Genomic DNA, 14,022 nt, shown 5'->3' with positions numbered 1-14,022 from the left:
TTCAGCGCCGGCGGGCCTTGGTGATCGGGGCCGGCGCTGATAGTCTGGCGCCAACACAAGATGAGATGCGCGTGCAGCGTCCGAAAGGTTCGCGCGGCGCCAGAAGGAAGTTGCAAGGTGAAGGACCGCGAAGCCGACGTCAGGGCGTCGGATGCGGGTGTCTCCGGGGATGGTCCGTCGCGTCAAGGCGGGGACACTCCCCGACCGGGCCGTCAGGCCGCCGTGCGACCGGTCAACGGTCACGGCAATGGGGACGCCGCGCAACCAAAGGGCAAGACCAGGAAAAGGCGCAAGCGCCGCCGCGGCCGCAAGGTTTACGCGCGCGACGGCGTCCAGCCTGCGGCTGGCGGCAAGCCGGCGGAGGTCGCCGCGCCTTTGGCCGGGCCGGCCGTTTCTGTAAAGCCAGGCAATACGGCCGCAAGGGCTGATCTGGCCGAACAGCCGCGCCGCATGCCGGTGTCGGACCTGCCGGTCTTTGCCGCGCTCGACCTTGGCACCAACAATTGCCGGCTGCTGGTGGCCGTGCCCGGCCGGCCGGGCCAGTTCCGCGTGATCGACGCCTTCTCGCGCATCGTGCGGCTGGGCGAGGGGCTGTCGGCGTCGGGCCGGCTCGGCCAGGCGGCCATGGACAGGGCGGTCGAAGCACTCAAGGTCTGCAGCGACAAGTTGCGCAACCGCAAGATCAAGAAGGCGCGCCTGATCGCCACCGAGGCCTGCCGCTCGGCAGCCAACGGCGCCGAGTTCATCGATCGCGTCGAGCGCGAGGCAGGCCTCAAGCTCGAGATCATCGACCGCCAGACTGAAGCGCGGCTCGCGGTCTCGGGATGCGGTTCGCTGGTCGAGCGCGACACTGACGGGGTCGTGCTCTTCGACATCGGTGGCGGCTCCTCCGAGATCGCCCTGATCGATGTTTCGCGCCATCGCTCGCCGCGGTTGGCGAATCACATCGTCTCGTGGACGTCGCTTCCGGTTGGGGTGGTTTCGCTCGCCGAGCGCTTCGGCGGCCGTACGGTGACGCGCGAGATCTTCGCGGCGATGGTCGAGGATGTCGCCAACCGCCTGCGCTCGTTCGACGGGCGGGATCGCCTGGCGCATGTCGTGTCGAGCCCGAAATTTCACCTGTTGGGGACCTCCGGCACGGTCACCACGCTTGCCGGCGTGCATCTCGAACTCGACCGCTACGACCGCCGCCGCGTCGACGGCCTGTGGATGGACGGAACCAGCGTCGACCGCATGGTCGAAAAGGTGCTTGGCTGGGATTTCCAGCAGCGGGTGGCCAATCCCTGCATCGGCGCCGACCGCGCCGACCTCGTCCTGGCCGGTTGCGCCATTCTGGAGGCTATTCGGGCGGTCTGGCCGTCGGAGCGGCTTCGTGTCGCCGATCGCGGCTTGCGCGAGGGCATTTTGAGCGAATTGATGGCCGACGACGGCGTGTGGCGCCGCAACTGGCGAAACGGACAGCGCACATGACCAAGAAACCAAGACCAGCGGTAGGAGCGGGCGCGACGCGCGTTCTCCGCACCAAGATCAAGAAGAAGCACGGCCTCAAGGAATCGTCGCGTCGCTGGCTCGAACGCCACATGAACGATCCTTACGTCCAGCGCTCGAAGGCCGACGGCTACCGCTCGCGCGCCGCCTACAAGCTGATCGAGATCGACGACAAGCATCATCTGCTGAAGCCGGGCATGAAGGTCATCGATCTGGGTGCTGCCCCCGGCGGCTGGTGCCAGGTGGCGGCTGCCCGCACCAGCTCGACTGCCGAAAGCCCGCATGTAGTGGGCATCGACTATCTCGAGATGGATGCGGTGCCCGGCGCGCCCGTCCTGCTCATGGATTTCCTCGACGATGCGGCCCCCGCGCGCCTGTCCGAGGCGCTCGGCGGCGCGCCCGACCTGGTGCTGTCCGACATGGCTGCGCCCACGACGGGGCACCGGCGCACCGACCACATCCGCACCATGCATCTGTGCGAGGTTGCCGCCGACTTTGCCATCTCTGTGCTGAAGCCGGGCGGGCATTTCCTGGCCAAGACCTTCCAGGGCGGCACCGAGGCCGAGCTTTTGACGCTGCTCAAGCAGAATTTCCGCACCGTCCACCACGTCAAGCCGCCGGCCTCGCGTGACGAGTCGGCGGAGCTCTATCTGCTCGCCAAGGACTTCAAGGGCCGGTCCGAGCCGGACGCCTCATAGCTGCTGCGGCTCGTCCGCTTCGCGCCGGCGCAGGCGGTGGCCGGAAACCGAGCCGCCGGCATCGGCCGCCATGCGTGCGTACATCAGTGCCGGCAGACCCGAAATGAGCGCGACCGTCAGGAACGCGAAGGTGAAGCCGGCCCCGCCGATGGCCTGGCCGGTGGCCAGCGACCATAGTTCCAGTGCGCCGCCGCCCACTGCCACGCCGAGCGCCACCGAGGTTTGCTGGGCGACTGCCGAAATCGCCGTGGCCTGGCCGCTCTGGGCCGCTTCGATGTCGGCAAAGACCAGCGCGTTCGACGACGTGAAGAAGAGCGAGCGCAGGAAGCCTGCCAGGAACAGCACCAGCAGGATCACGAGATAGGGCGTCTGGGATGTGAACAGCGCATTGGCGGCCATCAGCCCGGCTGAAGCCACCGAAGCGACCGTCAGCACCGTGCGGAATCCCATGCTCTTCAGGATTTTTGGCGCGACGAACTTCATCGACAACGCACCCGCCGCCGTGGCGAAGGTGATCATGCCGGACTGGAATGGCGACAGCCCGAAGCCGAGCTGGAACAGCAGCGGCAACAGGAACGGCGCCGCGCCGACGCCGACGCGAAACAGCGATCCGCCGAGGATCGCCGTGCGGAAGACCGGGTTGGCGAAAAGCTTGAGTTCAAGCAGCGGGTACGGCGTCCGCCGTGCGTGGCGGATATAGAGCAGGGCTGCGGCGAGACCGACGGCAATGGTGACGACGCCGACCATGGGCGGAAGCGCTGGCAGGCTGACCACCGACAGGCCGAAGACCACCCCCGAGGCCGCGATGGCCGAAAGGAAGAAGCCGCGCACGTCGATCGGCCGTGTTGCCTCCGGCGGGATCTCGGGCAGGAAGCGCCCTGAAAGCCAGATGCCCAGCGCGCCGATGGGAATATTGATCAGGAAGATCCAGTGCCAGGCAAAAAAGGTGGTGATGAAGCCGCCGACCGGCGGGCCGATGAGCGGACCGACGAGTGCCGGGATGGTCAGCGTGGCCATTGCCGCTACCAGCCCGCTCTTTTCGGTGGTACGCACCAGCACCAGGCGCGCCACCGGCGTCATCATCGATCCGCCCATGCCTTGCAGGAAGCGCGCGAGCACGAATTCGCCGAGCGATCCCGAGATCGCGCAGGCGACCGAACCCAGCATGAAGACGCCGATGGCGACGCGGAAGACCAGCTTGGCGCCAAAACGGTCGGCCATCCAGGCGCTGATGGGGATGAATATGGCGAGGGAGACGAGATAGGCCGTCAGCGCCAGCTTGAGCGCGATCGGGCTCGTGCCGATGTCGGTCGCGATCGCCGGCAGCGAGGTGGCGATGACGGTCGAATCCATGTTCTCCATGAACAGGGCGACGGCAAGGATGAGCGGGGTGGTTCTGTTCACGGACTTTTCCGCAGTGGCGCATGCATCTGGAGGCAGCCAAGCGCGCCATCCGCGCTGACCGTTAACATGGATGCGGCAGCCTGTCCGCAGCCAGCACATGCGGCCCGTGCGGTCCAGTCGGCGCAATGAAGGCGCCTCTGCGTCGATTGCGCCTTTGCCGCGCTTTTCATCGGCCCGAAGACGTGGTACCAGCCACCGCCAATCCTGAAAGGGAAAAGACGAGTCGGCGCTGCATACCAGACGGGTCCAGCGTCCTTTCACGCATTCCGAGGTTGGCCATGGCAAAAATCATTGAATCCTCCACCGGCGCTCTGGCGCTGACCTTTGACGACGTGCTGCTGCAGCCCGGCCATTCCGAGGTGATGCCCGGCGAAACCGACATCAGCACCCGCATTGCCGGCGATATCGATCTCAACGTGCCGATCATTTCAGCGGCGATGGACACGGTGACCGAAGCCCGTCTCGCGATCGCCATGGCCCAGGCCGGCGGCATCGGTGTCATCCACCGCAACTTCACCCCGGTCGAACAGGCCGAGCAGGTCCGCCAGGTCAAGAAGTTCGAATCGGGCATGGTGGTCAATCCGGTCACCATCGGCCCGGACGCCACGCTGGCCGACGCGCTCGCCCTGATGCGGACTCACGGCATTTCGGGTATTCCGGTCGTCGAAAATGGTGGCGCCGGTGGCCAGAAGACCGGTCGCCTGGTCGGCATCCTGACCAACCGCGACGTGCGTTTTGCGTCCGACCCGGCGCAGAAGGTCTATGAGCTGATGACGCGCGAGAACCTGATCACCGTCAAGGAGACGGTCGAGCAGGACGAGGCCAAGCGGCTGCTGCACCAGCACCGCATCGAAAAGCTTCTCGTCGTCGACAAGCACGGCAATTGCGTCGGCCTCATCACCGTCAAGGACATGGAGAAGTCGCAGCTCAACCCGAACGCCTCCAAGGATGCGCAGGGACGCCTCCGGGCGGCGGCGGCCACCAGCGTCGGCGACGATGGCTTCGAGCGTGCCGAGCGCCTGATCGACGCCGGCGTCGACCTGCTCGTCATCGACACGGCCCATGGTCATTCCCAGCGCGTGCTCGACGCCGTGGCGCGGGCCAAGAAGATCTCCAATTCGGTCCGCATCATGGCCGGCAACATCGCCACTGCCGACGGCGCCCAGGCGCTGATCGACGCGGGCGCCGACGCCGTCAAGGTCGGCATCGGACCGGGCTCGATCTGCACCACGCGCATTGTCGCCGGTGTCGGCGTGCCGCAATTGTCGGCCATCATGTCGGCGGTCGAGGTGGCGCAGAAGGCCGGCGTGACCGTCATCGCCGACGGCGGCATCAAATATTCGGGCGATCTCGCCAAGGCGCTCGCCGCTGGCGCGGATGCGGCGATGATCGGATCGCTTCTGGCCGGCACCGAGGAGAGCCCGGGCGAGGTCTATCTGCACCAGGGCCGCTCGTTCAAGGCCTATCGCGGCATGGGCTCGGTGGGTGCCATGGCGCGCGGCTCGGCCGACCGCTATTTCCAGGCCGAGGTGCGCGACACGCTCAAGCTGGTGCCCGAAGGCATCGAGGGCCAGGTGCCCTACAAGGGCCCTGTCGGTGGTGTCTTGCACCAGCTTGCCGGCGGCCTCAAGGCGGCGATGGGCTATGTCGGCGGGCGCACGCTTGCCGATTTCCGCGAGCGCGCGACCTTTGTGCGCATCTCCAATGCCGGCCTGCGCGAGAGCCACGCCCACGACGTGACCATTACGCGCGAAAGCCCGAACTACCCCGGCGGCATGTGAGCCCCATGATCATGCGGCTGCGGCGTCACGCGGCCGCGCTGGGCGTCGTCGCTGCGGCGGTGTTTGCCGCAATGACGCTGCTGGAGTTCCTCTATTTCCGCAGTCTGAGCGGCGGCCTGCCGTCGCTCGACCTGCGTTTCTGGGGCTTCTCCGAGAGCGAGGGTTTTGCCTGGATCGCAGCTCTCGGCCGGCCGGGCGCCGAGGTCATTCTCGTTTGGCACTACCTGACGTTCGACCTTGTCTTCCCCGCGCTTCTTTCGGCGGCACTGATCAGCCTGATGCTGAAGACGGGCGAGAGGCTGCCGCATTTTGCTGTCCTTTCGGAGACGACGCGCTCGGTCGTGGCGCTGGCGTTGGTGCTGCCTTACACGATTGCCGACTATGCCCAGAACATCGTTGTCGCGCGGGTCCTCGCGGACCCGCCATCGGCAGGAGCGAGATCGATGGCGCTCGCCTCCGGCCTGATCGTCGCCAAGTTTGCGTTTCTGGCAGTGTCGGTCGCGGTCATCGCAACCTTTGTGCTTGCGGGCCTGCGGAGCGCAAGGCGGTCAGCAGGCGTCGGCGACCGCAAGGCGCGCTGATCGGCTTATGGCCGGTCTCGATAGTTCCGCACGAATTCGGCCGCTGCGGTGAATTCGAGATAGTTCGCAAGCAGCCCGCGCAGGCCCTTGCCTTTGCCGTCGTTGTCCTTCTCGGCCGCGTCCTTGGCGATTTCGGACATGTCCAGTTCCGGATCGGGGCCGACTTGGCCGGCTTCCGGATCCGAAGACGACACGGTTTCGCTCATTCCGTTCAGGGCCTGGACGACGGCCAGGGCGGCCTCCAAGCCGTCCGGACCAGACGTATCGTTTCTGGCCTCGGCTTGCTCCAGCGCCTCTCGGATCGTGTCGGGAATTGCCGCCGCTTGGTCGAGCTTTTCCTTGGCCTCGGCTGTCCTGACAGCTTTGAGGTCGTCGGCGATCGTCTCCTTGTCGACGACGTCGATCGAAGACCCTTTCTGTTCGACGAGTGTTTCTTCGACCGACTTGGCCCCGGACGTTGCCGCGTCCAACCGCTGCGACGCCTTGCTGCCGGCCTGGCCGGCCAGGCCTTCCGACGCCGCGTCGTAGACCCTCTTTGCGGCATCGCTTTCCGGTTCAGCGAACGCCTCGAACAGATCGATCGTGCTCATCCCCTGGAGACGGAACCCTGCAGCATCCTCGAGAACTTTTCTGAGATCTCCATCGCCGTTCAGGTAGTCGGACCTGAAACTCTCCAGCACGAGCTTGGCGACAGCGCGGAAGGTGACGCCGTTCTCGCCTGGTTTCGGAATCCGGAAGTCGTCTCCGGTGCCCACCCCGGCAAACTTGATCAGCGCTTGCTCGCGCCACTTGTTGCCGGCCTCGACCTCTTCCGGGTCGCCGTCACTGCCCAAGCCCAGCTTGTCGTTGAGGTAGTCGACAGCCCGCTCGACCATCGAGAACATCACTTCCATCGGCGTCAGGCTGATGCCGAAGTAATATTCGTTGATCGCTTGCATGTCCTTCGGACGGGCCGGTGCAGCCTGCGTCATGTCGCCGGGCTGCTTCACGCCCCCCACAGCCTGGGCATCCTCGCGCATTGCGCGTTCGCGGGCGTAGGTTCCGGCCTGGATGACTGTTAGAGCGGGTTGGTAGCGATTGGCGGTTGCAGGGAGCATCATGTTTCGATTGACCGTTGAACTGCGACGGCACAGTTTCGGCGATGGCCGTAAATTCTCCCTTAAGCAGAATGGAGTTCCGCGTAGATGATTCGGCGATTTGATATGAGCTTGTTGAGGTTGTTCTTATGAATCAGGCTGCCATTTTCTGGCCGATGCTCGCACAGGTGCTTTTGGTCTACATCGCCTATGTCGTGCTGGGCATGCGGCGCAGGCAGGCGGTGCGCGCTGGCGAGGCCCGGGTCAGTCAGTTCAGGACGCGCGCCGCCGAGCCGGAGCTGAGCGTCACGGCCGCCAACAACGTCATCAACCAGTTCGAACTGCCGGTGCTGTTTTACGTGGCGTGCCTGTCGCTCTACGTGACCGAGGGCGCGTCATTCGTCAGTGTCGGGCTTGCCTGGCTTTTCGTCGCCACGCGTTATGCGCACGCCTGGTTTCACCTGACCGCCAACCGGGTCAGGTTTCGCAGCCAGGCCTTCATCCTGGGCTGGCTGGTGCTCGGGCTGTTGTGGGTCTGGTTTGCCCTGCACCTTGCCGGCGCGGTCTGAACCGCGCCGTTCAGGCAGGTCAGGCTTCGATCTCGAACACCGCGATCTTGCGCTTGTCGAACCGGATGGCGATCTCGCCGCGCACCAGCTTGAGCGCCATCTCGCCGAACACCGAGCGGCGCCAGCCTTGAAGGGCAGGGACGTCGGCAGCTTCGCCTTCGGCGGCGATCCTATCGATGTCGTCGCCCGAAGCGAGCACCTTGGGTGCCACGCCTTCCTTCTCCGACACCAGGCGCAGCAGCACCTTGAGCAGTTCGGCCGCCGCGCTCGAACCCTCGGGCGGCTGGAAGGTCTTGGGCAGTTTGGGCATCTGGTCGCGCGGGATCTCGAGCGCCGCATTGACGACGCCGAGCAGGGCGGTTGCCGAGGACGAACGTTCCCAGCCTTTGGGCGTGGTGCGCAGGCGCGACAGCGCGGTGGTGTCGCGCGGCGCCTGCTGGGCGATCTCGTAGATCGCGTCGTCCTTGAGCACGCGTCCGCGCGGTACGTTGCGTTCGCGTGCCTCCCGCTCGCGCCACGCGGCGACGGCCTGCACGATGGCGAGCTCCTGCGGCTTGCGCAGGCGCATCTTCAGCCGCTTCCAGGCGTCTTCAGGATGCGGGTCGTAGGTTGCCCGCGAGGTCAGCACTTCCATCTCTTCGTTCAGCCAGTGCGCGCGGCCTTCGCGCTCCAGCTCGGTGACGAGGTGTTTGTAGACGTCGATCAGGTGGGTGACGTCGGCCAGCGCGTATTCGAGCTGCTTTTCCGACAGCGGCCTGTGGCGCCAGTCGGTGAAGCGCGATGACTTGTCGATGCGGCCACCGGTGACCTTCTGGACGATCTGTTCGTAGGAAACGCTGTCGCCGAAGCCGCAGACCATTGCCGCCACCTGCGTGTCGAAAACAGGATGCGGGATCAGTCCGCCGAGATGGAAGACGATTTCAATGTCTTGCCGCGCGGCATGGAAGACCTTGGTCACCGCTTCGTTGGCCATCAGTTCGAAGAACGGTTTCAGGTCGAGCCCGGGCGCGAGCGGATCGACAAGCGCCGAAACGCCAGGCGCTGCCATCTGGATCAGGCAGAGCTCGGGCCAGAAAGTGGTTTCGCGAATGAACTCGGTGTCGACCGTGACGAAGTTGGATTTTTCGAGAGCGGCAACGGCGGTTTCGAGTTCGTCCTGGGTCGTTATTACATGCATAATATTGCTTTTATCAGAACGCGTTGTCTTTCCATTTCAGTCGAGCGGCCATTCGTCAAGCGCTTGCCGCGTCCGGTAATGAAGTCTAGTCGGCGTCCGGACCGCTCGCCGGGCCGTTTCGGCCTGCCAGGCGGGCGAAAATCGGCGACGTTCGGAGCAAGGCGATGAAGCGGCCGCGCCTGCCGGCCGGCACCGGCGAGCGCGATCCCATGCGATAGACGATGACCGCCACGAACGCGACGTAGACAGCTGCGCTGAAGCTGAAAAGCGCATGCGGCCCCAACTGTTCCATGACGATCGAGGCGACGACCGGACCGGCGATCGCGCCGACCGAGTAGAACAGCATCAGCGCGGCGTTGACCAGCACGAACTCGCCCTTTTCAGCGCGGTCGTTGGCGTGCGCCGCCGACAGCGAATAGAGCGGCATGGCAAACGAGCCGAAGATGAAGATCAGCACGAAGTTGGCCAGCGGCGAATTGCCGGCAAGGAAAACCAGCATCAGCGCCGAGGTCATCGCGCCAACGGTGGTGACGAGCAGCACCTTGCGGCGATCCCACAGGTCGGACATGTAGCCGAGGGGGTACTGGACCAGCGCGCCGCCGATGATGCCGACGCTGACGAAGGTGACGACGTCGGTGACGGACAGGCCGATCTGCTCGGCATAGATCGGGCTAAGCGTCCGAAACGCGCTGTTGGTGACGCCGACGAAGATGCAGCCGATGCTGCCGAGCGGCGAGATGCGCCAGGCGCGCTTCAAGTCGAGCTTGACGTCTTCGGGCGGCGTCGGGTTGGAGCGGTCGCCGAGCGAGACCGGCACCAGCGACAGCGTGATCATGATCGACATGATGGCGAAGATGGTGAAGCCGTCGGCGCCAAAGACCGGGATCATGAACTGCGCCCCGGTCACCGACGCGATGTCGATGATGCGGTAGATGGCCAGCACCCGGGCGCGGTCGTGGTTGGAGACGCCCGAATTGAGCCAGCTCTCCATCACCGTGAACAACCCGGCAAAGCAGAAGCCCGTAGCGAAACGGATGAGCGACCACATCACCGGGTCGATGACCACCACCAGCATCAGCGTCGCGGCGGCAGCGATGGCTGCGAGCGCTGCGAAGGCCCGGACATAGCCGACGGCCTTCATGATGCGGGTGATGAAGAGACAGCCGAGCAGGAACCCCATGAAATAGAAGGTGCCCATCAGCCCGATCGTCGATGCCGAAAAGCCCTCTTGCGCCCCGCGCAGCGCAATCAAGGTGCTTTGCAGGCCGTTGCCGCCCAAAAGGATGCCGGCGGTGATCAGGAGCGGGATGAGGGGGCGGATGGAGGACATTCAGCAACGCGGTAAAAGGTGAGTTGGCTATAGTTACTCCGTCGGGTCAATGCCAGTCGCCCCCTGGCGCGACATATTCCGTCGGCTGCGCCAACGTGGCGAGCGCCGTGACGGTTAGCTTGCGCAGCCGCCGTTCTGACGGATGGCGAAGGGGAGCTGATGATGACGACACTGACGGTCAGCACGAGCATCGATCGAGAGACGGCAGAGCTCATCGGCGACGGCTTGAACGCCTACAACTACAAGACCGCAGGTCCCCACAATGAGCAGGATCTGTGGATCGTCGCACGCGACGGGGATGGCGCAGTGGCAGGCGGATTGAAGGGCTCGTCGGAATATTCGTGGCTTTTCGTGGAATGGCTCTGGATCGACGCGGGCCATCGCAGCCGCGGCCTTGGCGTCCAGTTGCTCGGCAAGGCCGAGGAAGTGGCGAGGCTCCGGGGCTGCATCGGCGTTCATCTCGATTCGTACACCTTTCAGGCCCCCGAGTTTTACAAGCGGCTGGGCTATGAGGAGTTCGGCCGTATCGATGACTATCCGGCAGGGCATTCGCGCATCTGGCTGAAGAAGCGCCTTTAACTCGGGCGTTCTGCGTGGTGGAGCCGCCCGAACTGGTGGCTTTACCTTGACAAAACCGGGCACCCATGCGCTTTTCCCGCCAAATTTCGGCCCGGGCGCATCGGACGCCTCGACGCCGTATGACAACAGCCCGAACCGGAATATTTGCCATGCACCGTTACCGCAGCCACACCTGCGCTCAATTGAGGAAATCCGACGTCGGTTCCGCCGTCCGCCTGTCCGGCTGGGTGCACCGCGTGCGAGATCACGGCGGCCTGCTGTTCATCGACATGCGCGATCACTACGGCCTGACTCAGATCGTCGCCGATCCCGATTCGCCGGCCTTCAAGGTCGCCGAGACCGTGCGTGGCGAGTGGGTCATCCGCGTCGACGGCGAGGTCAAGGCGCGCATGGCCGAAGCCGTCAACGGCAACCTGCCGACCGGCGAGATCGAGGTTTTTGCCGGCGAGATCGAGGTTCTGTCGCAGTCCAAGGAATTGCCGCTGCCGGTGTTCGGCGAACCCGAATACCCCGAGGACATCCGCCTCAAGTATCGCTTCCTCGACCTGCGCCGCGAAACGCTGCACAAGAACATCGTCCAGCGCACCAAGATCATCGCCGAAATGCGCAACCGCATGGGCGCCGAGGGTTTCACCGAATATTCGACGCCGATCCTGACGGCGTCGTCGCCGGAAGGCGCGCGCGACTTCCTGGTGCCGTCGCGCATCCATCCGGGCAAGTTCTTTGCCCTGCCGCAGGCTCCGCAGCAGTACAAGCAACTGCTTATGGTTGCCGGCTTCGACCGCTACTTCCAGATCGCGCCCTGCTTCCGCGACGAAGACCCGCGCGCCGATCGCCTGCCGGGCGAGTTCTACCAGCTCGACCTCGAAATGAGCTTCGTGACCCAGGAAGACGTCTGGAACACGATGGAGCCGGTGATGCGCGGCGTGTTCGAGAAGTTTGCCGACGGCAAGCCGGTCACCCAGCAGTTCCGCCGCATTCCTTATGATACCGCGCTGCGCACCTACGGCAGCGATAAGCCCGACCTGCGCAACCCGATCGAGATCCAGGAAGTCACCAGCCATTTCGACGGCTCGGGCTTCAAGGTGTTCGCGGGCATGATCGCCGCCAACCCGAAGGTCGAGGTCTGGGCGATCCCGGCCAGGACGGGTGGCAGCCGAGCATTCTGTGACCGCATGAACTCGTGGGCGCAAAGCGAGGGCCAGCCGGGCCTCGGCTACATCTTCTGGCGCAAGGAAGGCGACAAGCTCGAAGGTGCTGGTCCCATCGCCAAGAACATTGGCGAAGAGCGCACGGAAGCAATCCGCCAGCAGCTTGGCCTGTCGGATGGCGATGCCGCGTTCTTCGTTGCCGGCGATCCCAAGAAGTTCGTGTCGTTCGCCGGTGCCGCCCGCACCCGCGCCGGCGAGGAATTGAACCTCGTCGACCGCGACCGTTTCGAGCTGTGCTGGATCATCGACTTCCCGTTCTACGAATGGCTGGAAGAAGAAAAGAAGATCGACTTCGCCCACAACCCATTCTCGATGCCGCAGGGCGGCATCGATGCGCTGAACAGCCAGGACCCGCTGACCATCAAGGCCTATCAGTACGACATGGTCTGCAACGGCTTCGAGATCGCTTCCGGCTCGATCCGCAACCAGCTGCCCGAGACGATGGTCAAGGCGTTCGAGATCACCGGCAAGTCACGTGAGGAAGTCGAGGAGCAGTTCGGCGGCCTATACCGCGCCTTCCAGTACGGCGCTCCGCCCCATGGCGGCATGGCTGCCGGTGTCGACCGCGTGATCATGCTGCTCGTCGGCGCCAAGAACCTGCGCGAAGTGACGCTGTTCCCGATGAACCAGCAGGCGCAGGACCTGCTCATGAATGCCCCTGCCGAAGCTCAGCCGCAGCAGCTGCGCGAGCTGTCGCTGCGCGTCGCGGTGGCCAAGAAAGAAGCTTAGCAAATCCGCGCAAGCGACTCTTTTGACTCAAAAAAATCTGGCGACTCAACAAGAAAAGCCCGGCATCGCTGCCGGGCTTTTTTGTTTCAATATAGCAATCAGGATCAATCCTGATTGGCCGTGACCGTCAGGCCGAGCGTCTTGGGCAGGTCCTTGGGGTTGGACATGCCGCTGGCTGCCAGCAGAGCGAACGGAACCGGCGAGGCGGGCTTGGCTGCGATCTCGATCGACTTGGGGTCGTCGAGATAGGCGGTGACGGCTGCCGTCACCTGCGTTGCCAGTTCCGGATTGTTGAGCTCCATCAGCAGGAACGGCACGATTGCCTTGGCCTGGTTGGCGATGTCCTTGGCCGACATGCCCTGCTGCTTGCCGACATATTCGAGAACCTTGTTGGTCACCGAATCGTCGTCGAAGCGAACGGTCGCGCCGTTGAAAGTGAGTTGCTGCATCAGGCCGAGCATGGCGAGGCCCTGGGCCGAGTTGTCCGTGCCTTCTGGCTGGTCGGCCATCTTCTTCTGCAGGTCCTGGACCGACTTGAGGAAATCGACGGTGTAGCCGCCGAGGTCGAAGGTCATGCCCAGCGTGCCGGCGTCGTCGACGGTGATGTCGTAGCTCGACAGCGCCATGCGGCCGTCCGTCGGCTGCCAGGTGCCTTCCAGTTGGAAGTCGCCGCTGATGTTCTGGTAGCCGAGCGCGTCGATCGCAGCCTTCGACTGCGGATCTTCGACGAGGCTGAGGTCGGCGGTGAACTTCTCGGCCGAACCGGTGAATTCCATGGCGTTTCCATCGGCCGGAGGGGTCACTTCCGCCTGGAAATTGGTCATCTGGAAGGCCTGCTTGTCGCCGATCTTGACGCTGACGTTGTCGAGATTGGCGGTCTCGTACATCAGGAACGACGCCAGCGGATCGGTCGAGCCTTCGGCCGGCAGCGACACGTTGCCGATGGTCAGCGGGCTGACATCGACCTTGGTGGTGCCTTCGGTCAGGCTGTAGGCCTCGGTGCTGACGGTTTCGATCTTGTAGCCGCCATTTTCCTCGGTGATGCCGCCAAGCGTGACCTTGCCGACGGAAACCGGCTTGTCTTCGCCAGCCATCGCGATGCTAGCCCCTTCAAGTACGGTTTCGGAGGCGTCGCCCGAAACGCTGGTCCAGCTCAGCGCCAGGTTCTGGCCTGCGAGGACGGCCTTGAGCCGTTCGGCAACCGCGGTCGCGTCCTGGGCCAGTGCTGCATTGAGCGGAAGCGTGAAGAGAAAGGTCGATAGGGCGAGCTTGCTGAATGCAGAGCGGTATTGCGTCATCATGGTTCCCTGAGACTGTGAGGAATCGTTCACGCCATCTCCTGTCCGTCACGAACTGGACTGGATCAAGGCATTCGCGCCACATTGGCCGCAATTCGGCG

The 14,022-nt window shown here is 64.5% G+C and carries 12 protein-coding genes; 7 read left to right on the top strand and 5 right to left on the bottom strand.

The annotated features are described in order from the left end of the window. Positions 1-117 precede the first annotated feature (117 nt). Together ASC75_RS05765 and ASC75_RS05760 are read left to right on the top strand one after the other, a co-directional pair. Positions 118-1,470, top strand: a complete 1,353-nt coding sequence (locus ASC75_RS05765) for a Ppx/GppA phosphatase family protein (RefSeq protein WP_055971548.1) — start codon at positions 118-120, stop codon at positions 1,468-1,470. Further along, on the top strand, positions 1,467-2,186 hold the full coding sequence (locus ASC75_RS05760) for an RlmE family RNA methyltransferase (RefSeq protein ID WP_055971545.1): 720 nt from the start codon (positions 1,467-1,469) through the stop codon (positions 2,184-2,186). The genes ASC75_RS05765 and ASC75_RS05760 overlap by 4 nt, the downstream gene beginning before the upstream one ends. On the opposite strand, the gene ASC75_RS05755 is transcribed toward ASC75_RS05760, so the two are convergent. Beyond that, entirely contained in the window at positions 2,181-3,590 is a 1,410-nt protein-coding gene (locus tag ASC75_RS05755; protein ID WP_055971542.1) for an MFS transporter, read from the bottom strand. The genes ASC75_RS05760 and ASC75_RS05755 overlap by 6 nt on opposite strands. 278 nt (positions 3,591-3,868) lie before the next feature. Here ASC75_RS05755 and guaB point away from each other — a divergent pair, with 278 nt between their 5' ends. Both guaB and ASC75_RS05745 read left to right on the top strand, forming a co-directional pair. Continuing rightward, a complete protein-coding gene (gene guaB, locus ASC75_RS05750) occupies positions 3,869-5,371 on the top strand; it encodes an IMP dehydrogenase (RefSeq protein WP_055971539.1) in 1,503 nt (500 codons plus the stop codon). Positions 5,372-5,376: 5 nt separating this feature from the next. Next, on the top strand, positions 5,377-5,952 hold the full coding sequence (locus tag ASC75_RS05745) for a hypothetical protein (RefSeq protein ID WP_055971535.1): 576 nt from the start codon (positions 5,377-5,379) through the stop codon (positions 5,950-5,952). Between the two features lie 5 nt (positions 5,953-5,957). Here ASC75_RS05745 and ASC75_RS05740 read toward each other — a convergent pair whose 3' ends face one another. Continuing rightward, on the bottom strand, positions 5,958-6,971 hold the full coding sequence (locus ASC75_RS05740; RefSeq protein ID WP_055971533.1) for a hypothetical protein: 1,014 nt from the start codon (positions 6,969-6,971) through the stop codon (positions 5,958-5,960). Between the two features lie 206 nt (positions 6,972-7,177). Here ASC75_RS05740 and ASC75_RS05735 point away from each other — a divergent pair, with 206 nt between their 5' ends. Further along, complete coding sequence (locus tag ASC75_RS05735) at positions 7,178-7,597, top strand: MAPEG family protein (protein WP_055971530.1); 420 nt, start codon at positions 7,178-7,180, stop codon at positions 7,595-7,597. Positions 7,598-7,616: 19 nt separating this feature from the next. On the opposite strand, the gene rnd is transcribed toward ASC75_RS05735, so the two are convergent. Together rnd and ASC75_RS05725 are read right to left on the bottom strand one after the other, a co-directional pair. Beyond that, positions 7,617-8,774, bottom strand: a complete 1,158-nt coding sequence (gene rnd, locus ASC75_RS05730) for a ribonuclease D (protein WP_055971527.1) — start codon at positions 8,772-8,774, stop codon at positions 7,617-7,619. A gap of 85 nt (positions 8,775-8,859) precedes the next feature. Continuing rightward, complete coding sequence (locus ASC75_RS05725; RefSeq protein ID WP_055971524.1) at positions 8,860-10,104, bottom strand: MFS transporter; 1,245 nt, start codon at positions 10,102-10,104, stop codon at positions 8,860-8,862. 162 nt (positions 10,105-10,266) lie between these two features. Between ASC75_RS05725 and ASC75_RS05720 the strand changes: the two genes are divergently transcribed. Next, entirely contained in the window at positions 10,267-10,683 is a 417-nt protein-coding gene (locus tag ASC75_RS05720) for a GNAT family N-acetyltransferase (RefSeq protein ID WP_055971733.1), read from the top strand. A gap of 149 nt (positions 10,684-10,832) precedes the next feature. Then, a complete protein-coding gene (gene aspS, locus ASC75_RS05715) occupies positions 10,833-12,623 on the top strand; it encodes an aspartate--tRNA ligase (protein WP_055971521.1) in 1,791 nt (596 codons plus the stop codon). A gap of 104 nt (positions 12,624-12,727) precedes the next feature. Here aspS and ASC75_RS05710 read toward each other — a convergent pair whose 3' ends face one another. Next, positions 12,728-13,921, bottom strand: coding sequence for a hypothetical protein (locus ASC75_RS05710; protein ID WP_055971730.1), 1,194 nt, complete (start codon positions 13,919-13,921; stop codon positions 12,728-12,730). Between the last annotated feature and the right edge of the window lie 101 nt (positions 13,922-14,022).

It is taken from the genome of Aminobacter sp. DSM 101952, from assembly GCF_001424795.1.
Lineage (GTDB): Bacteria > Pseudomonadota > Alphaproteobacteria > Rhizobiales > Rhizobiaceae > Aminobacter > Aminobacter aganoensis.
The sequence above is the reverse complement of the archived record's forward strand: the minus strand, read 5'-3'. Positions and strand labels throughout refer to the sequence as shown.